The sequence below is a fragment of the Paraburkholderia ribeironis genome (genome assembly GCF_900019265.1).
GTDB classification, from domain to species: Bacteria; Pseudomonadota; Gammaproteobacteria; order Burkholderiales; family Burkholderiaceae; genus Paraburkholderia; species Paraburkholderia ribeironis.
The window spans coordinates 82,073-104,957 of sequence record NZ_CYGX02000031.1 but is presented as its reverse complement, the minus strand read 5'-3'; the positions used below and the strand labels follow the sequence as shown (position 1 = coordinate 104,957).

The following is a 22,885-nucleotide window of genomic DNA, read 5'->3' as shown; positions in this document are numbered from 1 at the left end:
CCCACGCGAGACCGATCTGCCCTCACGGGGAAACACTGTGAAGCCAGCTACGACAGGTTCCTCACCCAATGTCCGCTCCGGGTCGCGCATCACGGACCTGGCCGGCGACCTGACAGCCGGCATGGTGTCGATGCTGGTCATGCTCTGCTACGCAATGAGCCTCGGCACCATGATCTTTAGCGCGGATCTAGCCCGCTACGCGGGACTTGGCGTGCCCACCGCCTTCATCAGTTGCGTAGTGACGGCACTCGTGATCGCCTTGACGAGTTCGATGCGCATGAACATCGCCGGACCCGACGGCAATGCAACGGCGTTTCTTGCCGGTGTCGCGGCTGGCGTCGCGAGCAGCGTGCGCGCTGACGGCGGCGCGCCGCAGACAATCCTGCTGACGGTGCTGATCGCCATTGCGTTGTGTTCGGTGGTGACGGGCGTCATTCTGTATGCGGTGGGATCGTCGAAGCGCAGCCGTTCGCTGCAATTCCTGCCTTTCCCGGTGGTCGGCGGCTTCCTTGCCGGGACCGGCTACCTGCTGCTGGCCGGCGCATTTCGGGTGGTGACCGGTGAGCCGCTGAACTGGCACGCACTGGCGTTGCTGACGCGGCTGAACTGGCTGACGTGGACGCCTGCGTTGCTGGTGTGCGGATTGGCCACGTTCATGGCGCGCACCTCCAAGCACGCCGCTGCGCTGCCGATCACCCTTGCACTCGGCGTCGCGCTCTTCTACGTGCTCCTGTTTGCCGCTGGCCTGTCGATCGACGATGCACGCGACACGCGACTATTGCTTCCGCGCGTCGCGCTACACCCGATCCGGATTCCCTCACTGCATCTGCCGGCGTCGCTGGCGCAGGGTGGCGTCGACTGGTCGGCCATCAGTGCGCACTTGCCGGAGACGCTCGTCGTCACGTCGATTTCGGCCATCACGATCCTGATGAATTCCACTGCGATTGGAGCAGCCACCGGTGAAGACATCGACCTGAACCGCGAGATGCGCGCGGCCGGCATCGCCAACATCGCGAGCGGGCTGTTAGGCGGGATGGTCGGTTATCAGTCGTTCAATCGATCGATGCTCAACGCACGCGCGGGCGCAACAAGTCGCCTGGCTGGTGTGTTCGCCGCCCTCGCTTGCCTGCTCGTACTGGCCGTCTCGCCGGACCTGGTTGCGCTATTCCCGGTGCCGGTGCTGGTCGGGCTGCAACTCTTCATGGGGCTGCGTCTCCTGATCCAGTGGCTGGTCGGCGCATATCGCACGCTCAACTGGTATGAGTATCTGCTTGTGCCGCTCATTCTGTGCGCTATCGCGTTCTACGGCGTCGTTACCGGGGTCGTGGCCGGGGTGATTGCCGCCTGTGTGATGTTTGCGTTGCTGTATGGCCGCGTCAGTTGCGTTCGTATGGAATTTGACGGCGGCACGCGCACGTCGAATGTCGAACGCAGTATCGAGGCAACCGAACGACTTCGCGAATTGGGTGCACAGGTATGCGGAGCGTGTCTGCAGGGCTTTCTCTTCTTTGGCACGGCCAATTCGATCTTGCAGCGCGTGCGTGAACGGTTGGCCACGCGAGGGCCGGTGCCGATTCGCTTTGTCGTGCTTGATTTCGCGTCGACCAACGGCATGGACGCGTCGGTATCGGTCAGCTTCGTCAAGCTCAGGCAGCTGTGCGCGACGAACGATGCGGATCTGGTGTTGACGGGGCTGCCGGCGCGCTCGCGCGAACTGCTGATGAAGACCGGCACGCTGAACCTGCGGATTCACGAGTTCGCGACACTGGATGCCGGGCTGGAGTGGGTCGAAGATGCGCTGCTCGCGGCGGATTCACGCGTGCTGCCTCGCAAGGAGGAGGACTTTCAGACGATGCTCGCGCCGCATTTCACTCCGGACGCGCTCGCAAGACTGTTGGCGCTTCTGGACGTTCTCGAACTGGGCGAGGGGCAGCCGGTGTTTCGTCGCGGCGACCCCGGGGACGCAGTGTACTTTGTCGAGCGCGGCCGTGTCGCGGTTTTATTGCCGCTGGCGGGCGGCAGGTCGCTCAGGCTGCGCTCGTTCGGTCCGGGAACGATCGTCGGCGAAATGGCGGTGTATACGCAGCAGGCACGTAGTGCGGACGTTCTTGCCGAGCGGCCTACACGGGTCCGGCGTTTGACGCTCGAATCGCTGCATGCGCTCGAACGCGACGATTCCGCGACCGCGCAGCAGTTTCATCGTTTTGTAGTCAAGGTCATGGCGTCACGGCTTGCCGTCGCGGACGAGGCCTTGCGCGCGGCTCATTGACTGGTAGGTGTTATCGGTGAAAACCGCCAGCAGAAAACTGACTCGATACGTAACGGCAATCCTGGCCGTGCTCGTCGTCATCGCGTTGCTCGTCGTGCCATTGCCGCAAACGGTTCGGCTCGACACGCGCATTGTGACGGTCGCGTCGATTCAACGTCCGCCCGCAGCCGTATTCGACTATGTGACGACGCCGGGTCACTGGCCTGTGTGGCATCCGTCGTCACTGGCGGTGACGGGCGCCGTTGATCATCCGCTTCAAATTGGCGAACAGGTGGTGGAGGATTTTCTCGTGGCGGGCACTGCCCGCGAGCCGCCATGGAAATGGACGATAGCGGGATCAATCGCTCACAGACCGGCGGGCAGCGTCACGTACTCACTGGCACCGACCGCGACGGGGACGCGCTTCGAGCGCGTGTTTGCTTATCGTGCGCCGTCTTTGTGGTTCGCTTTGGTCAACTGGCTGGTTCTGCGCGCGCGGATCCAGGCAGAATCCGACGAGGCGGTATCGCGACTGAAGAGCGTTCTGGAAGGGACACAGCAGCATTAGCAATGCTTGCCCGACTGGCGCGCCGCGTTGTTGCTTTGCCGGTTTGCGCCTCGCCAGAACTTCAGTTTATTTTCGTCTCATGGCCAGCGGGTCTTGGGTGTAACTCCTGAAACAGCCGGCAAGGGGCGTCCCGTTTTCGACGCCGATTCCGCGCAGCCAGTTGTGACTCGCGCAGGCCGGCAGGCCGCCGCGCCTCTACGGGTAAAAGGTTCTTGTGACAGAGACGTCCTGCACTACAATGCCTCAACGGGGTGCTGCACGCGACCGGGCTTCGTCCGTGGCGGCACGCGCACGATTCGTGCTGGAGGGATGCCATGCCGACTTACCAATACCGCTGCGAGAAGTGCCACGAAACGTTTGAGCACGTTGAACATCTCGCAGAGCATGAAACCGCTCATCCGCGCTGCCCCAAGTGTGGAAGTGAACAGGTTCAACACATACCCACGCCGTTTGTCGCAAAGACTTCGAGAAAGAGCTGAGCTCTGCCTGTCACATCCATTCGCTTTTTGCGTGGGGCGCTCTTTTGCGCAAGCGAAGCACGCCTTCGCAGTAGGTGAACTACTGCGCAGGAAACTTGTGCGCCAGGCAGATGTGGCCAGGTGTGACCGGGCGCCGCCGTGCAGGGTCATTCGCCGATCCGCCGTCAACAACCGCTTCCAACTACGCTTTCGGCGCCACCGACGCGCCGACGATCCCATGTCGTGCCAACGAATCAGCCACGAATCCGGAACCCTTCATTTCTTCAACGAAAGCGTGAAGCGCGGAAGCAGCCGCGTGGCCGCGACTCTTCGGCGTACCCATGGCCTGCTGGATCACCATGAACCGCTTGTCGAGCAGCCGAAGCCCGGTGGTCTTTTTTGCGTCGGCTTCGAGTTGTTGTTTCACGCCCGCCGCCACTTCCAGACCCTGTTCGATGAACGTTTGCACGACGGCCGGTGACGTCGGCGCGCGCACGATCTGCGCTGCCTTCAGTTCGCGTGTGAGGAAGAGGTCATAGGCGCTGCCCTTGCCGACGGCGACCCGGTTGTGAGGCTGATCGACGTCCTCGTTCGACCTGACCGGCGAGTCATCGTGCACGAGATAGAAGCCCTCGATCAATACATACGGCGCTGTGAACGCGATTTTCTCTCCGCGTAATGGATCGACCGCAAAGAAGCCGAAATCAGCCCGCTCTTCGCTCACTGCCTCGACCGATTTGCCTGCCGTGTCGAAGACCAGCAGTTCGAGTTCAACGTTCAGCCTTTCAGCGAACGCACGCGCAAGATCGACCGAGACGCCGAAGGGCTCACCCGATTCCGGATGTCGGTTGGCAAGAATCGGGTTGCCGAGATTGATCGACGCGCGCAGTTTGCCGGTGGGGATGAACGCGGCGGCAATGGACTGATCGATGTTCATGGATGCTCCCGTTGTGACCGCGCCGTTTGGTGTGCGGACTTAAGGTTCAAGAATCTTGCTGATGCGGGACAGTGCACCGAGCGTGTGCAGAAGATGCTTGCGAATTGCTTAGGACGTAGGGGCGGTTTGCGGCCCGTCGATCATTCGCGTCCGATCCGCTGCGCGCTCATTCATCTGTTTCGATGGACCTGATGAGATTGCCGCGCAGCGTCACGATCGCCTCCTGCAACTTTGCGAATTCATTAGGCGCCAGCCCGGTCGCATCGGTGAGGTCCATCTTCAGACTCTTCTCGCGCAGGCGCCGGCCGCTTTTCGTCAGGCTTACCCGTACCTGGCGCTCATCTTCGGGATCACGCCGCCGCTCCAGATAACCCATCGCTTCGAGCTTCTTCAGCATTGGCGTAAGCGTGTTGGATTCGAGAAACAGTTTCTCGCCCAGGCCACTCACGGTCTGGTTGTCTTGCTCCCACAGCGCAATGATCGTGATGTACTGCGGATAGGTGAGCCCGAGTTCATCGAGGATGGGCTTATACGCCCTGCCGAACGCCAGATTCGCAGAATAAACGGCAAAGCACAGGAAGTCGGAGAGCGGAAGGGGCGCAGTCGCCGGGAGGTCGGTAGATTTCACGTGCATCCTCTTTAGCTAAAAAGCCGATCACTCGCAGACAGCGTTATAGATCGCTTGCGATTATATCGCAACGCGATTTAAATTTTCGATGCCCTGTTTCGAGCGAGATGGCGATCGTGGCAGCGGACGTCACGATCGCCACAGCCAAATCTGAACATGGCTTGCCTGTTCCTGTGCAGATAGCCTCTCCCCCTTCGCAGGCTGGGACCGCCGTGCATCGCGGACGATGCTCGACGACCCAGCGACGGCGGGATGCGCGAGCTAGTGATGCGCGAAAAGCTTGTCGCCCGGCATCGTAGCGACACGGCTTCCCGCCTGGGAGGCGAAGGCGACTACACCACCGTACGCACTTTGCGAGCCGGTCGCATTGTCCCGCTCGGCAGCGAGGGTTTGCACGCTCTGGCCACGTTGCGACGCCGGCGCGCCAACCGCGGGCCGGTATGCGGGCGCCGGGCCATAGCCGCTGGCAAATACGGGAGCGGCTGCGGAAGCCGAAAGTGCGACGAGCAGTGCAGCGATGAGTTTGGTCTTCATGATCGAATCTCTCCAGATGAAGTCAGTGATAGGTACGCGTGTTGCGGGGTCAGGCCGTGACGACGGTCTGGACCACGTCGATATTTCCGTGCACAGCCTTCGAGTACGGGCAGATCTGATGGGCGCTGCGCGCGATCGCCTCCGCGACGTCCTGTGCAACCCCCGGTATCCGGACCGTGAAATGGGCGCCGAGAAACCAGCCGGGACCGGTCTGGCCGACGTCGACCTGGATATCCACCGAATAGTCCGGCGGCAACGTAACCTTCTTTAGCGAAGCCGCGATCCCGAGCGCCGAGATGTAGCAAGCCGACCACGCGCCGGCAAAGAGCTGCTCGGCCCTGGGGTGCGGCTCGGTGGCAATGACGTCGAGGCTTTCGCCGCCGGACGCCGACAGCTTGAGGTCGACGACACCGAACTCGCCGCGCTGGACGCTGGGGTCGCGGTTGACCGTGGTGTGGGAATTGCCCGAGAAAAGGACTTTGTCGATCGTGGTCATGATGGATTCCTCGATGGATAACGGGTTTGGATGGTGTATGCGTCGCATAAGATCAGATCGCATGCGATGCATAATGGACGAGGCGGCGAACAATGTCAAGCGTATAAGATTAAATCGCGTGCGATTCGTTATGGGGCCAACAGCGATGGCCGACACGACGCCGCCGCAAAACCGCGCCGAGTTGCGAGCCGTTGGCCCTGTCGCTTGTCTGATGAATAGGAATGCCTGCGAGCAATCAGCGATGGTGAGCAATCACCAGTCGTGACGCACAACGCCGCGTTATGGTCGTACCGCAGACGATCTATTCGCGCATATTTGGCGCAAATGTGGTGGGCTGTGCAGCGCATGGCCGCACAGTTGTGGAGTGCAGTTGCGCCGGCCGAACAGCAGGTCGCCAGGCGCAGCGCTCTTGTCGGCATTCCGTGGAGCTGGAAGCAGCGCCGCCGACAAGACGTAGACAACGGCACCCGATGAAAGCGGAATCAGAAACGCCATCCCCACCGCTCAGCTAGCCGGGAATCAAACCTCACTCGTTAGTTATGCCATCAAACTCAACGATTTCAACCCAGTTGGCACCCTTGCCAACCGGATACTGTCCGATCGCACTCAGCTCGCCAGTTTTACGATCGATGTTGTAAACGCTCAGGCTCGTCGACAATTGTCCGACAGCCAGCAAGTACTTGCCGGACGGATCGATATTGAATCCGCGCGGCTGCTTCTCGGTCTGGTATGTACCGATACGCTTCAGCTTGCCCGACGCAGCGTTGACCTTGTAAGCCGCGAGTGTGCTCGACGTGCGCTCTGAGGCAAACAGGAATCGCCCGTCCGGAGTCAGGTGGAGATCCGCTCCCCATGGTTTGTCGCCGGAGAAATTGGGCGGCAGGATCGAGACTGTTTCGACCGGCTTGACGGTGTCGCGGGTGCTGTCGAAGGCGAGTACGTGTAGCTTGCCGTCGAGTTCATCAATCAGGTATGCAAAGCGATGATCCGGCGAGAATACGAAGTGGCGTGGTCCCGATTTCGGCGGCAACGAATAGGCGGGCGTGGCGTCCTCGGTCAATTGCCCATTCGACGCATCGAACTTGAGACGAAGCCAGGCATCCGCGCCGAGTACCGACGCGAATACGAAACGGTTGTCGGGGGCGTTGCGGATCGCATGAGCCATCGGGCCAGTCTTGACAGTCTGCTGCACGTCGCCGACCACACCATTCGCGCCGATCCGGTTCACTGCCAGAAGGTTGCCACCGTACGACGCGGAAAAGAGGTAGTGGCCGCTTGCGTCCGTCGAGATATACGCCATGCTGTCTGCCAGCGGCGCCGTGCTGAGTTCGAGCAGCCGGCCGTCGAGCGGATTGACCGCAAAGCTCACCACACGATAAGGCTTCGAGCGCAGTCCTGCGTAGAGCCGGAGATGGTTCGGCGAAAACGTCATCGGCATCACCGTTGCGCCGACAGCGACAGTTTCGACGGGCGCAAGCGAGCCGTTCGACTTGTCGAGACTGAAAACTGAGATGTCCTGACTATCCGCATTCGATACATATGCGTAGGTCGCAGCCTGTGAGACGCAAGAGACGGAAGCACCGGCGATCAGCATTGCGGTGGCGCCCAACACGCCTTTAACATTCATGTTGATACTCCTGTTAGAAAATGGTTTAAGTGATCCAACGTTCGCGCGCATCTGATCAGGCGTCGAACAACAATATCGGTCTGGTGGAGGACGATTGATCGATGAGCGGCTGGCCTCGATCAAGCCGAGCTTCTATTGCGCGGCGAGACGGAATGCCGAGACTGCATCCGTCATTGACTGCGCCTGCTGTTCGAGCGCGCTCGCGGCAGCGGCGGCTTCTTCGACGAGTGCCGCGTTCTGTTGGGTCACCTGGTCCATCTGCGTGACCGCCTGGCCGACCTGTTCGATGCCCGTGCTCTGCTCGATCGTGGCCGCCTTGATTTCATTCATGATGGTGGCCACGCCGCGCACTGCGCTCACGATCTCCTGCATCGACTGACCCGCCTGCGCAACCAGGCTATTGCCGTTCGCCACGTCCTCGACCGAGGCGCCGATCAGGGCCTTGATCTCGCGAGCAGCGTCCGCGCTGCGCAGGGCGAGGCTGCGAACCTCGCTGGCGACCACCGCGAAGCCGCGTCCCTGCTCACCGGCCCGTGCTGATTCGACCGCCGCATTCAGCGCAAGGATATTGGTCTGAAATGCGATGCTGTCAATCATCCCGGTGATCTCGGCGATCCTGCGCGAACTCTGGCTGATTGCATTCATCGTCTGGATGGCGCGCTCGACCACCTCGCCGCCACGCTCGGCGACGTCGGCTGCGCTCGCAGCCTGTGTGCTTGCCTGCTGTGCGTTGTCCGCGTTCTGTTTGACGGTGGACGTTAATTGCTCCATGCTGGCTGCGGTTTCTTCCAGTGCCGCCGATTGCTGCTCCGTGCGGCTCGACAGATCCAGATTGCCCGCGGCAATCTCGCGCGCACCGCCGTGAATGGCCTCGCAATTGTTGCGCACGTTCGCCACTGTCTGGGACAAACCAGACTGCATCCGCTGCATCGCCGCGAATAGCTGACCGATCTCGTTGCGGCTTGCCTCGGGAATGCGCGTTGTCAAATCATTTGCCGCGATGCGATCGAGCAGATTGGCGGCATCGTTCAGCGGAGCCGTCACGATGCGTCGCAGCACGAAATGCGAGGCGACGATCAGGGCCAGCGCCGCGCTCACCCCCACAATGACGAGGCTGACGACCCAGGTATATTCGCGATCGACCTGTGCGATGGCATCGTTCGACAACGTGTTTGCCACGCTCTGGAATTTCTCGACATTCACCGAATACGCTACGCCGGTCGACGTAATGTCGCGATTGTTGATAGCGGCGTAGGCGTTCGTGTCGCCGGCACGCAGTGCATCGGCGGCTTTCTTCAGGATCGCCGCGAGGTTGACCGACGAATCGATCAACTTCTGCTTCAACTCGTCGTCCTGGCCACGAAAAGCGGCGGCGTTACGAAACGACTCGGTTTCGGCAGCCGCCCGGTTGATGGTCGTTTCGGCGCTCTTCAATGCCGAGTCTCGTGTCGCCTCGTCGTTGCGCTCCTTTAGCGCTGAGTAAGCCCGCGTCAACGCGGCTCGCGTGCGGGTGGAGTCCTTGTATGCGTCGTTGACGAGAATTTCCTGAATCGCAATCTGATGGATGCGGCTGAGATTGGTATTCGCGCGGCTGAGCGTGGCGACCCCGAGCACGCCACCGAGCAAAATCATCGCCGCAAAGATCAGGAAGACAGCCAGGAGACTATTTCGAACCGATACGTTTCGCATGCCGCTTTTCAACCCGTTGTTGTACGATGACTTGTTTATCGGCAGATTATGCGATCTCTTTAGAAAATGGGCATGCCGATGGGCCTGATGCGAGACATCAGACCTCCGGTGGGGCGCGATAGGGGTCTTCATCGCCACAATGCCGCGGGTCGCGCAGCAGACCGATGACAGCGCGGCGTCCGGCCGTGTGACCAGTCATCCATTCACTGCTGACGAGTCGGCCGCCTCGAGTGCGCTCGATGACGACCGTTTGCAGTGGTCAGCCTGGTGCCGAGACTGGCTCGTACGCACCAACGGGATTCTGGACATCAGCACACCGCTGGACGCGAGCGTGCCGTGCCCAACAGATGGCCCGAGAATCTCCTTTCCGGATGGTGTTTTCCCCTAGCGAAATTTGGTTGCAGCCGAAAATCGGCTGCTCTACGATTCGTTCAAATAGAGTTTCAATGTGAAATTCCATTTAAAGGTTGGGGGTCTGGAAGAGCGAGCGCACTTCAAGATCGGGATTGCTTCAGGGTGCCAGGCGCCAGGTTAGCGCCGCCGATGGAACGTCGTGACCTCGCGCGTAGCGGATTCGTAGACATGTTCCATCTGTTCGAGGCAGGCCGTGGCTTCAGCGGCAGCGGATTTGATCGCCGACGCCGCAGCAGCCATCTTGAGCAGCACCGCGCGGCGTAACTCCGCGTAGTTTTCGCACACACGCGCGCCTTCCGTTGTCGTCATGTAGTACACGCCGGCGCGCGCCGTGCCATTTTTTTCGACGAGTCCGGATTTGATCAGCTTACGTAGTTCGTACTGCATATTAGCTACGTCTTGCCGGTTGGTCATGTGCAGAAGATCGCGGATGGTCTTGGGCCGTTCGTGCATGTGGATGATATGCAGCAGTGCGTTTTCCTGTCCGCTCAGCGTGACGCCCGTAACGGCCGCCATGCATTCGGACTGCCAGCGCGAGAACGATTGATCGAGCCGCATGACAGCGTACTCGAGGTCGGTGATCTCGACGCCGAAGTCGTCTATCGCAAGGTGCCAGCGATGTTCGGAAGCAGTGTGTTTCGGGGTTCTGCGTGATTTTTCGGTCATTGCGGAATCGCGCGGTTGTCGGCCTGTGCCGTCGCAAGGCGGCCCGTCGTGTGAACAAATTTTACTGCGACAGGATTGATATGAGACGAATTCTGAACACCAAGGATTTCATTCTCGGCACATTCGCGACAAATTGCTCGGGCGGGATGTCGGCGACAAAGATTGGCGAGCGCTGGGACAACTCCTGGGAGAACAACGAAAAGCTCGCCATCATGCTGGACGAAGCGGGCATCGACTTCATGCTGCCTATCGCGCGCTGGATCGGCTACGGCGGCGAAACGGACTTCCACGGCTCGGTGCTGGAGACAATGACGTGGGCTGCGGGCTTGCTTGCGAAGACGCGCAATCTCACCGTCTTCGCGACGATCCACACAGCGGCCAATCATCCAGTGGTCGTAGCCAAGCAGATCGCCACGCTCGATCAGATCGGCGCGGGACGCGCCGGGTTGAACATCGTCGCGGGCTGGAATCGCCCCGAATACGAGGCGCTTGGATTGCCGCTCGCGGCGGGCCACGACCAGCGCTATGCATACGCGCAGGAGTGGTTCGACGTAGTGCAGAAGATCTGGACGCACGAAGGTCCGTTCAACTGGGAAGGTGCCAACTTTCAGTTGAAGAATGTTTATGGCCTGCCGCAGCCCTGGAACGGCGAGCGTCCGCCAATCCTGAACGCGGCGGGCTCGGGCGAGGGGAGAGACTTCGCGATCGGCAACGCGAACTTCCTGTTCACGCCGGCGATCGATCTCGAGCGCTCGCGCACGGAAGTGGCAGAACTGCAGCAGAAAGCCGCCGCCGCCAGGAAAGCGGTGAACGTGCTGACGTTTTCGCATGTGGTCTGCCGCCCGACCGAGGAGGAGGCACGCCAGTACCTCCAATATTTCGCGCAGGACAATGCGGACTGGGGCGCAGTCGATAACCTCGTGGCACTTCAGTTCGCCAATGCGCAGTCGTTCCCTCATGATCTGCTTGCGCTGATCCGCGACCGGATGGCTGCGGGTCATGGCGGCTTTCCGCTCGTCGGGACGCCGCAACAGGTGGCGGCAGGGCTGATTTCGCTCGCCGAAGCGGGCTTCAAGGGCACGACGCTCTCGTTCGTGGACTATGTGAAGGAGTTTCCATACTTCCGTGACACGGTGCTGCCCATCCTGGAGGCACACGGGCTGCGCAGCCCGCGTGAGATTCGCCATGCGGCCTGAGGTCATGGAAGACGCCGAGCCGTTGAACAGCCGCTTCGTGCAGGCAATGCGCGGTTTTGCGGGTGCGGTCTGCGTCGTGACCGTTGCGGATGGCGCCGAGCGCAGCGGCTTCACGGCGACCTCGGTGTCGTCGTTTTCGGCCCAGCCGCCCATGGTGGTCGCATCGCTGAAGGCGACCAGTTCGTCGGCGGGGCTGTTGGAGCGCACGCGGCGCTTCGGCGTGAACCTGCTGAGCACCGAGCAGCGTGCGATCGCCGAGCGTTTCACCGGCTTTCGCGGCGAGCAGGGCGAGGCGCGCTACGGCGACGACGAGTGGGTGCAAATGACGCGCGATGGCGCGCCGCTGCTGGTGGATAGCGTTGTGGCCATGGATTGCGAGGTGGAGGAGCTGCTCGTGCGCCACGGGCACCTTCTCGTGATCGGTCGCGTGCGCGCGCTCGTGCGCGACGAGTCCGTGCCACGCCCGCTGGTCTACTGGCAGGGTCAATATACGGCGCTTGCCGGACCGCTCGCAGCCGTAGGCTAAGGCGTCCGGTAGCACGGCAGGCCGGAGATGGTGCGCCATCTGCGCTGCCGTGCGATTTTCAGATCATGTTGAACGCGCAAGCGCGGCAGCGCAGTTGGCCGTCGCACTTTCCGTTCATCCCTGTGTGGCCCGCTGCGTTCTATCGCAGAGATGGCCAGGTTGCAGGGTTAACTATGAATTTGGAAATATTTAGATCTAAACTATACTGGCCTCATGTGTGACGATGGCGCGTCGTGCGCCACGGGAAGACTACGTAAAAGGACGGTCATGGCTGAGCGGTCGTTTGTCGAGGAAGTAAAGAAGCTGCGTCTGGGCGCCGGCGAGGTATTCAGCGGCGAGGGCATTCTTGCAGTGACCAAGGCGTTGCTGGAATCGGGCGTGGCCTATGTGGCCGGTTATCAGGGCGCCCCCATTTCGCACCTCATGGATGTGCTGGCCGATGCCCAGGACATCCTGAACGACCACGGCATCCGCTTCGAGAACAGCGCCAGCGAAGCGACGGCCGCCGCGTCGCTGGCCGCCTCGGTCAACTATCCGCTGCGCGGTGCGGTCACCTTCAAGGCGACGGTGGGCACCAACGTTGCCTCGGATGCGCTCGCCAATCTCGCGTCGGGCGGTGTGACCGGGGGTGCGCTCATCATCGTCGGCGAGGACTACGGCGAAGGCTCGTCGATCATGCAGGAGCGCAGTCACGCCTTCGCGATGAAGTCGCAGATCTGGCTGCTCGATCCGCGCCCGAATCTGCCGTGCATCGTGCAGGCCGTGAAGGACGGCTTCGATCTCTCCGAGGCGAGCAACACGCCCGTCATGCTGCAATTGCGTATTCGCGCGTGCCACGTGCATGGTCAGTTCGTCGCCTCGGACAATCGCCGCTCGACGTTTACGATCAAGGAGGCGCTCGAGAATCCGGCTCGCGACGTCAACCGCATCGTATTGCCGCCCGCGAGCTTCCTGCATGAACGCGAAAAGATTCACGAGCGTTGGCCGGCGGCCGTGAAGTTCATCGAGTCACGTGAGCTCAACGAGTTCTTCGCTGCCGACACGCGCGATATCGGCATCGCCGTGCAGGGCGGCAGCTACAACACCGTGCTGCGCGCGCTCGAACGGCTCGGCCTTGCCGACGTCTATGGCGAATCGCAGATTCCGCTTTACGTCATGAACGTCGCGTATCCCCTCATCGACTCCGAATGGGAGCGCTTTTGCGCGGGCAAACGCGCGGTGCTCGTGATCGAGGAAGGCCAGCCGAACTTCGTCGAGCAGAACGCGGGCGCGATCCTGCGCCAGCGCGGCGTGACAGCCGCGCTGCACGGCAAGGACATCCTGCCGCTGGCGGGCGAGTACAACGCCGCAACCATGATGAAGGGCCTGCGTGCGTTCTTCGAGAAGTATGGCGTGCTGGAGCCTCAGCCGGTCCCCCGCAAGGTGATTCCGGTGGTGGCCGTGCCTGCCGGCGTGCCTGCAACGTCTGACGCGCCCTCGGCGCAGAGCGTTGCCGCCGCCGCGCGACCGGTCGCAGCCGAGGCGGTCGCAGCCGAGGCATTGCCCGCGCTCGACGACAACGTGCATGCCCGCCCGCCTGGCTTCTGCACGGGCTGTCCCGAGCGGCCGATCTTCACGGCGATGAAACTGCTGGAGCGCGAACTCGGGCCGCATCACGTGAGTGCCGATATCGGTTGCCACCTGTTCTCAATCCTGCCGCCGTTCAATCTGGGCGCGACGACGATGGGCTACGGTCTGGGCAGCGCGAGCGCGGCCGCGCTCAACGCGCCCGCAGGAAAGCGCGCGATCTCCGTGATGGGCGACGGTGGCTTCTGGCACAACGGCCTCACGAGCGGCATCGCCAACGCGGTATTCAACAAGAGCGACAACCTGACTGTTGTCGTCGACAACAGCTACACGTCGGCGACCGGCGGCCAGGACATCCTCTCGTCGACGGCGCTCAATCCGACCCGCAGCACGGGCCACGAGATCGAGCAGGCCGTGCGCGGCGTTGGCGTGAAATGGGTCAAGACGGTGCGGCGCACCTACGATCTGAAAACGATGATGGCGACGCTGAGGGAAGCGCTGACGACCGCCGCGAAGGGCCCGAAAGTGTTGATCGCGCAAAGCGAGTGCATGCTGAACAAGCAGCGCCGTGAGAAGCCGAAGCAGCGCAAGGCCATTGCGTCGGGCGAGCGGGTGGTGCGCGAGCGCTTCGGCGTCGATGCCGATACGTGTACGGGCGATCATTCGTGTATCCGCCTGTCCGGCTGCCCGTCGCTGTCGATCAAGCCCAACCCCGACCCGCTGCGCACCGACCCGGTGGCGAGTGTGCTCGACAGCTGCGTCGGCTGCGGCCTGTGCGGAGAGGTCTCGCATGCGGCGGTACTGTGTCCGTCGTTCTATCGCGCGCAGATCGTCACGAATCCGACCCGCGTCGACAAGCTGCGCCAGCGTGCACGCGACATGGTGATCGGCTGGCTGCAGCGCCGCGCTGCGCAGCGCCGTGCGCGCTACGGATTCTGATTCAGGGTGGAGAACACGATGCAAGCACAACCTATCAAGATCGCAATCCTCGCCATGGGCGGCGAGGGCGGCGGGGTGCTGGCCGACTGGATCGTCGATCTCGGCGAGCACAACGGCTACTACGCCCAGACCACATCGGTGCCCGGCGTCGCTCAACGTACCGGGGCGACCATCTACTACGTCGAACTGTTTCCGCGCGAGACAGGGGAAAGCCGCGTTCCCGTGCTGGCGCTGATGCCGCTGCCCGGCGACGTCGACGTGGTGCTGGCGTCCGAGTTGATGGAAGCGGGGCGCGCGGTGCAGCGCGGCCTCGTGACCCCGGAGCGCACCACGCTCGTTTCGTCCACGCATCGCGTGTATTCGATTGCCGAAAAAGCGGCCATGGGCGATGGCCGTGTCGATAGCGAAGCGCTGATCGCGCACGCAGCCCAGGCCGCGAAACGTTTTGTGCGTTTCGATATGGCGCAGGCGGCGCAAACGAGCGGCAGCGTGATCAGCGCAGTGCTGTTCGGCGCGCTGGCCGGCACGGGTGTGCTGCCGTTCAGCCGTCGCCAGTTCGAGGAGACGATCGAGCGCGGCGGCGTGGGCGTCAAGCCGAGCCTGCGCGCGTTCGGTCTGGCCTGCGAGCGGGCAGGCGCGGACGAAACGCCGGACACGGTGAACGCGATGGACGCGATGGACGATCTTCAACCGGCGCCGCGCGATGCCGCAGCGGCGCGACTCGTCGAGCGCGTACGCAAGGAGTTGCCGGTCGCGGTCCAGCCGATTGCACTCGAAGGTGTGCGTCGCCTGATCGACTATCAGGATCCCGACTACGCGAACCTGTATCTGAAACGTCTCGCCGATCTGCGCCACGTCTTGCCCGCCACAGAAACCCTGCTGTTGCGCGAGAGCGCGCGTCATCTGGCGCTGTGGATGTCGTATGAGGACACGATCCGTGTCGCGGACCTGAAGACGCGCGATACACGCTTCGAGCGAGTGCGCGGCGAGGTGAGCGCGCAGGCGGATCAACTGCTGGCGATCAATGAGTTCATGCATCCGCGGCTCGAGGAAATTTGCGAGACGCTGCCGGCCGCTCTGGGCCGCTGGCTTGCGCGGCCGCACTGGGTTCATCGGCTGGTGCGCCGCTTCACGCAGACGGGGCGCGTGGTCAAGACCAGTTCCCTGCGGGGCTATCTGATGCTGTACGCGGTAGCGAGCCTGCGTGGCATGCGCCGCCGCACGCTGCGCTACGAACTGGAAAACGCGCGCATCGAAGCCTGGCTGGCGCAGATTGTCGATTCGGCGAAGCACAATCCCGCGCTCGCCACCGAAGTCGCGCAATGTCAGCGGCTCGTGAAGGGCTATAGCGATACGCACGCGCGTGGCCTGAAGAACTACCAGACTGTGATCGCCGCCGTGCAGAAGGCCGGCGCGCGGCTTGCGCCGGCAACGCTGCGCGACTTGCGCGATGCCGCACTGGCGGATGAGCACGGCCACAAGCTACGCGCAGCGCTGGTTCGTTACGCACTGGCCTGAGCAACGAACCAGCATGGACGGAGACAGAGACATGACCAACCCTACATTCAGACGCAAGCACAAGATCCGCTTTTCAGAGTGCGATCCCGCCGGCATCGTGTTTTTTCCGCAGTATTTCGTGCTGTTCAATGACCTGATCGAGTCGTGGGTCGACGAGTTGCTGCCCGACGGGTATCACGGCGTGATCTGCACGCAGCGCGTGGGCATGCCGACCGTGCATCTGGAAACGGATTTCAAGGCGATCAGCAAGATGGGTGACGAAGTGTGGCTTGCGCTCGACGTGGAACGCCTCGGACAGAAGTCGCTCACGCTGTCGTGGGCGTGCACGGGTGTGGATGGCGTGGTGCGGATGGCGGCGCGTCAGACCATCGTGACGACTTCGCTCGACACGCATCAGTCGATTGCGATTCCGGACGGCCTGCGCACTGCAATCGAGCGCTCGGCAATGGCGGCGCGCAACAGTTGAACGGAGCATGAGCCGCGCGGCTCACAGGGATCAAGAACCGCGCGGCTCAAACGGATCAAGAACTACTGGGTTGGGACGAAATGAAGATTGTCTGCATTGGAGGCGGCCCAGCGGGCCTGTATTTCGGTCTGCTAATGAAACTGCAGAATCCGGACAATGAGATCGTGGTGGTCGAGCGCAATCGCCCGTACGACACATTCGGCTGGGGTGTGGTGTTTTCGGACGCCACGATGGAAAACCTGTGCGAGGCCGACCCGGTTTCGGCGGCGACGATCGGCGATGCGTTCAACCGCTGGGACGACATCGAAATCCACTTCAAAAATCGCGCGATCCGCAGCGGCGGACATGGCTTCATCGGCATCGGCCGCAAGAGACTCCTGAACATCTTGCAGGCGCGCTGCGAAGAAGTGGGCGTGCAACTGGTTTTCGAGGAGTACGTGCAGGACGACGAGGCGATCGCGCGTCAATACGGCGCGGATCTCGTGATCGCCTCCGATGGCATCAACAGCCTCGCGCGCACGAAGTATCAGCAGACCTTCAGGCCGGATATCGACCAGCGCCGCTGCCGCTTCGTCTGGCTCGGCACGAAGAAGGTGTTCGACGCATTCAATTTCATCTTCGTGCCGACCGAGCATGGCTGGTTCCAGGCGCACGCCTACCGCTTCGAGGACGGTCTTTCGACGTTCATTGTCGAAACACCGGAAGAAACGTGGGAGGCTGCGGGCATCGGCAACATGAGCCAGGAAGAAGGCATCGCTTATTGCGAAAAGCTGTTTGCGCCGTATCTCGACGGCAACCCGCTCATCAGCAATGCCACACACCTGCGCGGCTCAGCCATCTGGATCCGCTTCCCGCGCGTGATCTGCGAGAAATGGGTGCACTGGACCACGCAGGCCGATGGCAAGCAAGTGCCGGTCGTACTGATGGGCGATGCGGCGCATACCGCGCACTTTTCGATCGGCTCGGGCACGAAGCTCGCACTCGAGGATGCAATCGAGCTGGCGCGCTGCCTGAAGACCGTCGACGGCTCGCTCGAAGCGCGACTCGCGCACTATGAAGCGGTGCGCAGCGTCGAAGTGCTCAAGATCCAGAATGCCGCGCGCAATTCGACCGAGTGGTTCGAGAACGTCGAACGCTATGCAGGACTCGAGCCCGAGCAGTTCGCCTATTCGCTGCTGACGCGTTCGCAACGCATCTCGCACGAGAACCTGCGCGTGCGCGATCGCGACTGGCTCGAAGGCTACGAGAGCTGGCTTGCTGCCCAGGCCGGCGCGTCAAGCACGGACGAGGCCGTGCCGCCGATGCTCACGCCGTATCGTATTCGCGACGTGGAACTCAAGAACCGCATCGTCGTCTCGCCGACCGCGATGTATTCGTGCATAGACGGTGTGCCGGGCGACTTTCATGTCGTGCACCTCGGCAGCCGCGCGCTTGGCGGCGCGGGGCTCGTGATGGTCGAAATGACGGCGGTGTCGCCCGAGGCGCGCACCACGCCGGGCTGCCCTGGGCTCTGGAACGACGAGCAGGTGGCCGCATTCGCCCGCATCGTGAAGTTCGTACACGACAGCACGAGTGCGCGTATCGGCATTCAGCTGGGGCATGCCGGGCGCCGCGCCTCGACGCAGCTTGGCTGGGACAGGATGGATCATCCGCTCGAAGCCGGCAACTGGCCGGTGATCTCTGCTTCCGCGCTGCCGTATCTGGCGGGCGTCTCGCATGTCCCGCGAGCCATGACGCGTGAGGACATGGACCGCGTACGCGACGCTTTCGCCGTCGCTGCGCGCCGTGCCGACGCGGCCGGGTTCGACTGGTTGGAGCTGCAGGCAGGTCATGGCTATCTGCTTTCGTGCTTCATCTCGCCGCTCACCAATCAGCGCGATGACGAATACGGCGGCTCGCTCGAAAACCGCATGGCGTTTCCGCTGGAGGTGCTGCGCGCGGTGCGCGAAGCGTGGCCGCAGGGCAAGCCGATTTCGGTGCGCATCTCGGCTTCGGACTGGGTGGAGGGCGGTATCAGCGGCGATGACGCGGTGCAGATCGGCCGCCTCTTCAAGGCTGCGGGAGCGGACATGATCGATTGTTCGTCCGGTGAAGTGACGCCGCGACAGAAGCCCGTGTACGGCCGCATGTATCAGACGCCGTTCGCGGACCGTGTGCGCAACGAGGCCGACGTGCCGACGATCGCCGTGGGCGCCATTACCGAGGCCGATCACGTGAACAGCATCATCGCTTCGGGCCGTGCGGACCTGTGCGCGCTGTCACGTCCGCATCTCGCCGATCCGGCCTGGGTGCTGCGCGAGAGCGCGAAGCTCGGCTACCGGCGCGTGGAGTGGCCGCGCCAGTACCTGTTCGCGAAGGAGCAGATGGAGCGCGCGTTTCAACGTGCGCCGTCCTGAGCGAACTGACGCGCGATTCCCTCAATTTCAGGTAATGGAGCAACAGGAACATGGCTGAACAGAATTACGACGCCTATCGCGAGAGCGTGGCGGGCCGCGCCGATGTGGAAGATACACCGGAGCTCGTCGCGTACTACAAGGCGCTCGAAGCAATCAAGGCGGGCGCGTTGTGGACCGTCGCGAACAAGATCGAGCCGTGGCAGCCGAAGTCGGAGTCGGTGCCCGTGCTGTGGCGCTATCGCGATCTGCGCGAACACGTGCTGCGCTCGGTCGATCTCGTGACGCCCGAGAAGGCCGGCCGTCGCGTGATCTATCTGAACAACCCAGGCCGCCGCGAAGTATCGGCCGCGGTCGGCTGGCTCTATTCGGGCCTCCAGGTGATGCGCCCGGGCGAAGTGGCATCGGCGCACGCCCACTCGTCGTCGGCGCTGCGCTTCATCATGGAAGGCACGGGGGCCTACACCATCGTCGATGGGCACAAGATGACGCTCGGCCGCAACGACTTCGTGCTCACGCCCAACGGGACCTGGCATGAGCACGGCGTGGCGGCCGAAGGTTCGCCTTGCATCTGGCAGGACGGCCTCGACATTCCGCTCGTCAATGCGCTCGAAGCCGGCTTCTATGCCGTGCATCCCGATCTGCAGCAGGCGGTCACGTATCCCGTCGACGATGCCACGGCGATGTGGGGGGCGCCCGGCCTGCGTCCGCAGAACGGCACATGGAACAGGCGCTACTCGCCGCTGCTCAAGTACGAGTGGGAGCCGACCTACGAGGCGCTGACACGCTACGCCCGCGTAACCGACGGCTCGCCCTTCGATGGCGTGCTGATGAACTACGTGAACCCGGTCACGGGCGGCCCGGTGATGTCGACGATCGGCGCGAGCATGCAACTGCTGCGTCCGGGCGAACGCACCCGCGCCCATCGTCATACCGGCAGTTTCATCTATCAGGTGGCGAAGGGTAGCGGCTACTCGATCATCAACGGCGAACGCTTCGACTGGACCGAACGCGACATCTTTTGCGTACCGTCGTGGGCGTTTCACGAACATGCGAACGCTTCGTCTTCGGACGATGCCTGCCTGTTCTGTTTCAACGATTTGCCGGTCAAGCACGCGCTCGATCTCTATCGCGAAGAAGCGCTTGCCGAAAACGGCGGCCATCAGGTGGTGGTCGCCTGAACGTCAGGCCGCTCCCGCTTTTCAATCCTGTTTGTTTGTTGCCGTCCGCAAGGCGGGCGGCGCTTATGGAGTCATACCATGCGTCTCGTCACCTACCGTCCTGAGGTTACCGCTGCTGCCCGTCTGGGTGCGATCGTCGACGGCGCCGTCGTCGATCTCGCACGGCTCGGCGATGCCATGGGTCATCCGCTGCCGTCCAGCATGCTGGAGTTCATCGATCTCGGTCCGCAAGCCGTGCGCTTCACGAGTGCGCTGCTCGACGCGCATCGAGGCAAATGGCCGGTCGGCGTCGCCGTGCCGGTGCACAGCGTCAAGCTGCTCGCGCCGATTCCCCGTCCGCGCAAGAACATCTTTGGCATCGGGCTCAACTATGTTGAGCACGTCGCCGAATCGAGCCGCACGCTCGATACGTCGAAGGATCTGCCCAAAGAGCCGGTGATCTTCTCGAAGCCGCCGACCACGGTGATCGGTCCGGGCGATGCCATCGAGCACAACAAGGAAATCACCCAGCAACTGGACTGGGAAGTCGAGCTGGCCGTCATCATGGGTACACGTGCGAAAGGCGTGAGCGAGGACGACGCGCTGAAGTACGTGTTCGGCTACAGCGTAATGATCGACATGAGCGCACGCGACTGCCGCCGCGCCGGTCAGTGGATCTACTCGAAAGGCCAGGACACGTATGCGCCGTTCGGGCCGTGCATCGTCACCGCTGACGAGATCCCCGATCCGCACACGCTCAATCTGAGTCTCACGGTCAACGGCGTGACCAAGCAATGCTCCAATACGCGCTATATGCTCTTCAAGGTGCCCACGCTGATCGCGGACATCAGCAAGGGCATCGCGCTGGAACCGGGCGACATTATCGCGACCGGCACGCCCGAAGGCGTGGGTGCCGGGCGGTCGCCGCAGGAGTGGCTGTGGCCCGGTGACGTGGTGCATGCGCAAGTCGAAGGCATTGGCGAGCTGCGCCATCCCGTGGTGGCTGTTTGACGATCGGGACATCTTCCATGCTCAGTCTTCCGAAATTCAAGGCGGCGGCCGTGCAGGCCGCGCCGGTCTTTCTCGATACCGACGCCACCGTCGACAAGGTTTGCGCGCTGATTCGCGAAGCGGCCGGCAATGGCGCGCGGCTGGTTGCGTTTCCCGAGGTGTTCATCGCGGGCTATCCCTACTGGAACTGGGTGATGAATCCGGTGGAGGGTAGTCCATGGTTCGAGAAGCTGTGCAAGTCGGCGATCGAGATCCCAGGGCCGGAAGTTCGCCGCATCGCCGCCGCTGCGAAAGCGCATCGCATCAATGTCGTGGTGGGCGTGAACGAGCGCAGCCGCACGGGCATCGGCACGCTCTACAACACGCTGCTCACGATCAGCGACGAAGGCCGCATTCTGGGCCGGCATCGCAAGCTCGTGCCCACTTGGGCGGAGAAGCTCACCTGGGCCAACGGCGACGGCTCCGCATTGCGCGTGCACGAGACGAGCGTCGGTCCGCTCGGATCGCTGGCCTGCGGCGAAAACACCAACACGCTCGCGCGCTTCAGCCTGCTCGCCCAAGGGGAACTGGTGCACGTGGCAAGCTACATCGCGCTGCCCGTGGCACCGTCCGACTACGACATGGCCGAAGCGATTCGCGTGCGGGCGGCTGCGCATTGCTTCGAAGGCAAGCTGTTCACGGTCGTGTCGTGCTCGACCATTTCGCCTGAGATCGTCGAGGCAATGAGCGCGTCGCATCCGCAGGCACGTGAACTGCTTGCGCGCCGCAACAGCGCGTTCTCCGCCATTCTCGGGCCGGACGGCCGGGTGATCGGCAAGCCCCTGATCGACGAGGAGGGCATCGTCTACGCCGACATCGACCTTTCCCGTTGCATCCAGCCGCGTCAGATGCACGACATCACCGGCCACTACAACCGCTTCGACGTCTTCGACCTGCGCGTGAACCGCCGGCCGCTCGCGCCCGCGCAGTTCCTCGACGCTGGCAACGAGGCCTTCGAGCGCTTCGACCCTGAGGCCGAACTGGCGGAACTCAACTCCTTCGAGCTTACTGAGAGCAAGTCATGACACAGCAGCGTGTTCTGCGTATCGGGCAGATCGTGCCGTCGTCCAATACGACGATGGAAACCGAAATACCGGCCATGTTCCGTGCGCGCGAGCGCGATTTCGCGGAGCGCTTCACGTTCCACTCCAGCCGCATGCGGATGAAGAAGGTGGTGAAGGAAGAGCTCGAAGCGATGGACCGCGATAGCGACCGCTGCGCGATCGAGCTTTCGGATGCGCGCGTCGACGTGCTGGGCTATGCCTGCCTCGTCGCGATCATGAGCATGGGCAAGGGCTATCACCGCGTGTCGGAAAAGCGACTGTCCGAGCGCACCGCCGAAAACGGTGCGCCGGCACCAGTGGTCACGAGCGCGGGCGCGCTCGTGGACGGACTGCACGCGATGGGCGCGAAGCGGGTATCGGTCGTGTGCCCGTACATGAAGCCGTTGACGAAGATGGTGGTCGAGTACATCGAGAGCGAGGGTATCGAGGTGCAGGACTACGTCGCGCTCGAGATTCCCGACAACCTGCAGGTGGCCGCGCAGGACCCGGCGAGGCTCGTCGAAATCTATAAGCGTCTGGATCGCCACAACATCGATGCGCTCGTGCTTTCCGCCTGCGTGCAGATGCAGTCGCTGCCGTCGATCCAGCGCGTGCAGGAAGAATCCGGCATCCCCACTGTTTCGGCGGCCGTGGCGACGACCTGGCAGATGCTGCGTCGGCTGGAACTGCGCGCTGAAGTGCCTGGTTGCGGCGAACTGCTTTCCGGCAAGTACTGAGCACGACATGGTTGCCCGTACGAGTG

General features: G+C 62.6%; 20 protein-coding genes. 13 read left to right on the top strand and 7 right to left on the bottom strand.

Features of this window, described 5'->3' with window-relative positions; genetic code table 11:
- The first annotated feature begins 37 nt into the window (after nucleotides 1–37).
- The 3 genes from BN2475_RS15215 (at nucleotide 38) to BN2475_RS15205 (ending at nucleotide 3,295) form a co-directional block, all read left to right on the top strand.
- Nucleotides 38–2,269, top strand: a complete 2,232-nt coding sequence (locus tag BN2475_RS15215) for a SulP family inorganic anion transporter (RefSeq protein ID WP_281254219.1) — start codon at nucleotides 38–40, stop codon at nucleotides 2,267–2,269.
- Between the two features lie 16 nt (nucleotides 2,270–2,285).
- On the top strand, nucleotides 2,286–2,816 hold the full coding sequence (locus tag BN2475_RS15210) for an SRPBCC family protein (RefSeq protein ID WP_245841340.1): 531 nt from the start codon (nucleotides 2,286–2,288) through the stop codon (nucleotides 2,814–2,816).
- A gap of 314 nt (nucleotides 2,817–3,130) precedes the next feature.
- The gene (locus BN2475_RS15205; protein WP_094780327.1) at nucleotides 3,131–3,295 is read left to right on the top strand and encodes an FmdB family zinc ribbon protein; all 165 of its coding nucleotides are present in this window, start codon (nucleotides 3,131–3,133) and stop codon (nucleotides 3,293–3,295) included.
- Nucleotides 3,296–3,476: 181 nt separating this feature from the next.
- Here BN2475_RS15205 and BN2475_RS15200 read toward each other — a convergent pair whose 3' ends face one another.
- The 7 genes from BN2475_RS15200 to BN2475_RS15170 form a co-directional block, all read right to left on the bottom strand.
- Nucleotides 3,477–4,211, bottom strand: a complete 735-nt coding sequence (locus BN2475_RS15200; RefSeq protein ID WP_094780326.1) for an ABC transporter substrate-binding protein — start codon at nucleotides 4,209–4,211, stop codon at nucleotides 3,477–3,479.
- Nucleotides 4,212–4,377: 166 nt separating this feature from the next.
- Entirely contained in the window at nucleotides 4,378–4,845 is a 468-nt protein-coding gene (locus BN2475_RS15195; protein ID WP_094780325.1) for a MarR family winged helix-turn-helix transcriptional regulator, read from the bottom strand.
- Between the two features lie 255 nt (nucleotides 4,846–5,100).
- Nucleotides 5,101–5,373 carry a hypothetical protein gene (locus tag BN2475_RS15190; RefSeq protein ID WP_094780324.1) on the bottom strand — a complete coding sequence of 91 codons (273 nt, stop codon included), beginning with the start codon at nucleotides 5,371–5,373 and terminating at the stop codon, nucleotides 5,101–5,103.
- A gap of 49 nt (nucleotides 5,374–5,422) precedes the next feature.
- The gene (locus tag BN2475_RS15185) at nucleotides 5,423–5,869 is read right to left on the bottom strand and encodes an Ohr family peroxiredoxin (RefSeq protein ID WP_094780323.1); all 447 of its coding nucleotides are present in this window, start codon (nucleotides 5,867–5,869) and stop codon (nucleotides 5,423–5,425) included.
- Nucleotides 5,870–6,395: 526 nt separating this feature from the next.
- Nucleotides 6,396–7,463, bottom strand: coding sequence for a lactonase family protein (locus tag BN2475_RS15180; RefSeq protein ID WP_245841346.1), 1,068 nt, complete (start codon nucleotides 7,461–7,463; stop codon nucleotides 6,396–6,398).
- A gap of 165 nt (nucleotides 7,464–7,628) precedes the next feature.
- A complete protein-coding gene (locus BN2475_RS15175; protein WP_094780321.1) occupies nucleotides 7,629–9,185 on the bottom strand; it encodes a methyl-accepting chemotaxis protein in 1,557 nt (518 codons plus the stop codon).
- Nucleotides 9,186–9,716: 531 nt separating this feature from the next.
- Complete coding sequence (locus BN2475_RS15170; RefSeq protein WP_162844477.1) at nucleotides 9,717–10,265, bottom strand: winged helix DNA-binding protein; 549 nt, start codon at nucleotides 10,263–10,265, stop codon at nucleotides 9,717–9,719.
- 80 nt (nucleotides 10,266–10,345) lie between these two features.
- Here BN2475_RS15170 and BN2475_RS15165 point away from each other — a divergent pair, with 80 nt between their 5' ends.
- The 10 genes from BN2475_RS15165 (at nucleotide 10,346) to BN2475_RS15120 (ending at nucleotide 22,859) form a co-directional block, all read left to right on the top strand.
- Nucleotides 10,346–11,461, top strand: a complete 1,116-nt coding sequence (locus BN2475_RS15165; RefSeq protein ID WP_094780384.1) for an LLM class flavin-dependent oxidoreductase — start codon at nucleotides 10,346–10,348, stop codon at nucleotides 11,459–11,461.
- Nucleotides 11,451–11,987: a flavin reductase family protein gene (locus BN2475_RS15160; RefSeq protein WP_245841339.1), complete on the top strand. Its 537-nt coding sequence runs from the start codon at nucleotides 11,451–11,453 to the stop codon at nucleotides 11,985–11,987. The genes BN2475_RS15165 and BN2475_RS15160 overlap by 11 nt, the downstream gene beginning before the upstream one ends.
- A gap of 267 nt (nucleotides 11,988–12,254) precedes the next feature.
- Complete coding sequence (locus tag BN2475_RS15155) at nucleotides 12,255–14,492, top strand: thiamine pyrophosphate-dependent enzyme (protein WP_094780319.1); 2,238 nt, start codon at nucleotides 12,255–12,257, stop codon at nucleotides 14,490–14,492.
- 18 nt (nucleotides 14,493–14,510) lie between these two features.
- Nucleotides 14,511–16,010, top strand: a complete 1,500-nt coding sequence (locus tag BN2475_RS15150; RefSeq protein WP_094780318.1) for an indolepyruvate oxidoreductase subunit beta family protein — start codon at nucleotides 14,511–14,513, stop codon at nucleotides 16,008–16,010.
- A gap of 31 nt (nucleotides 16,011–16,041) precedes the next feature.
- The gene (locus BN2475_RS15145; protein ID WP_094780317.1) at nucleotides 16,042–16,476 is read left to right on the top strand and encodes an acyl-CoA thioesterase; all 435 of its coding nucleotides are present in this window, start codon (nucleotides 16,042–16,044) and stop codon (nucleotides 16,474–16,476) included.
- 80 nt (nucleotides 16,477–16,556) lie between these two features.
- Nucleotides 16,557–18,872, top strand: coding sequence for a bifunctional salicylyl-CoA 5-hydroxylase/oxidoreductase (locus BN2475_RS15140; RefSeq protein ID WP_094780316.1), 2,316 nt, complete (start codon nucleotides 16,557–16,559; stop codon nucleotides 18,870–18,872).
- 50 nt (nucleotides 18,873–18,922) lie between these two features.
- The gene (locus BN2475_RS15135; protein ID WP_094780315.1) at nucleotides 18,923–20,050 is read left to right on the top strand and encodes a cupin domain-containing protein; all 1,128 of its coding nucleotides are present in this window, start codon (nucleotides 18,923–18,925) and stop codon (nucleotides 20,048–20,050) included.
- Between the two features lie 78 nt (nucleotides 20,051–20,128).
- The gene (locus BN2475_RS15130) at nucleotides 20,129–21,040 is read left to right on the top strand and encodes a fumarylacetoacetate hydrolase family protein (RefSeq protein WP_094780314.1); all 912 of its coding nucleotides are present in this window, start codon (nucleotides 20,129–20,131) and stop codon (nucleotides 21,038–21,040) included.
- A 17-nt stretch (nucleotides 21,041–21,057) separates the two neighbouring features.
- A complete protein-coding gene (locus tag BN2475_RS15125; RefSeq protein WP_094780313.1) occupies nucleotides 21,058–22,104 on the top strand; it encodes a carbon-nitrogen hydrolase family protein in 1,047 nt (348 codons plus the stop codon).
- Nucleotides 22,101–22,859, top strand: coding sequence for a maleate cis-trans isomerase family protein (locus BN2475_RS15120; protein ID WP_094780312.1), 759 nt, complete (start codon nucleotides 22,101–22,103; stop codon nucleotides 22,857–22,859). Before BN2475_RS15125 ends, BN2475_RS15120 begins: the two co-directional genes overlap by 4 nt.
- The last annotated feature ends 26 nt before the right edge of the window (nucleotides 22,860–22,885 follow it).

Coding starts and splice junctions, on each gene's coding strand:
- BN2475_RS15125 (WP_094780313.1), top strand. CDS start 21,058: ATGCTCAGTCTTCCGAAATTCAAGGCGGCGGCCGTGCAGGCCGCGCCG.
- BN2475_RS15185 (WP_094780323.1), bottom strand. CDS start 5,869: ATGACCACGATCGACAAAGTCCTTTTCTCGGGCAATTCCCACACCACG.
- BN2475_RS15140 (WP_094780316.1), top strand. CDS start 16,557: ATGAAGATTGTCTGCATTGGAGGCGGCCCAGCGGGCCTGTATTTCGGT.
- BN2475_RS15170 (WP_162844477.1), bottom strand. CDS start 10,265: ATGACCGAAAAATCACGCAGAACCCCGAAACACACTGCTTCCGAACAT.
- BN2475_RS15190 (WP_094780324.1), bottom strand. CDS start 5,373: ATGAAGACCAAACTCATCGCTGCACTGCTCGTCGCACTTTCGGCTTCC.
- BN2475_RS15145 (WP_094780317.1), top strand. CDS start 16,042: ATGACCAACCCTACATTCAGACGCAAGCACAAGATCCGCTTTTCAGAG.
- BN2475_RS15120 (WP_094780312.1), top strand. CDS start 22,101: ATGACACAGCAGCGTGTTCTGCGTATCGGGCAGATCGTGCCGTCGTCC.
- BN2475_RS15135 (WP_094780315.1), top strand. CDS start 18,923: ATGGCTGAACAGAATTACGACGCCTATCGCGAGAGCGTGGCGGGCCGC.
- BN2475_RS15200 (WP_094780326.1), bottom strand. CDS start 4,211: ATGAACATCGATCAGTCCATTGCCGCCGCGTTCATCCCCACCGGCAAA.
- BN2475_RS15130 (WP_094780314.1), top strand. CDS start 20,129: ATGCGTCTCGTCACCTACCGTCCTGAGGTTACCGCTGCTGCCCGTCTG.
- BN2475_RS15155 (WP_094780319.1), top strand. CDS start 12,255: ATGGCTGAGCGGTCGTTTGTCGAGGAAGTAAAGAAGCTGCGTCTGGGC.
- BN2475_RS15150 (WP_094780318.1), top strand. CDS start 14,511: ATGCAAGCACAACCTATCAAGATCGCAATCCTCGCCATGGGCGGCGAG.
- BN2475_RS15165 (WP_094780384.1), top strand. CDS start 10,346: ATGAGACGAATTCTGAACACCAAGGATTTCATTCTCGGCACATTCGCG.
- BN2475_RS15180 (WP_245841346.1), bottom strand. CDS start 7,463: ATGCTGATCGCCGGTGCTTCCGTCTCTTGCGTCTCACAGGCTGCGACC.
- BN2475_RS15175 (WP_094780321.1), bottom strand. CDS start 9,185: ATGCGAAACGTATCGGTTCGAAATAGTCTCCTGGCTGTCTTCCTGATC.
- BN2475_RS15205 (WP_094780327.1), top strand. CDS start 3,131: ATGCCGACTTACCAATACCGCTGCGAGAAGTGCCACGAAACGTTTGAG.
- BN2475_RS15195 (WP_094780325.1), bottom strand. CDS start 4,845: ATGCACGTGAAATCTACCGACCTCCCGGCGACTGCGCCCCTTCCGCTC.
- BN2475_RS15160 (WP_245841339.1), top strand. CDS start 11,451: ATGCGGCCTGAGGTCATGGAAGACGCCGAGCCGTTGAACAGCCGCTTC.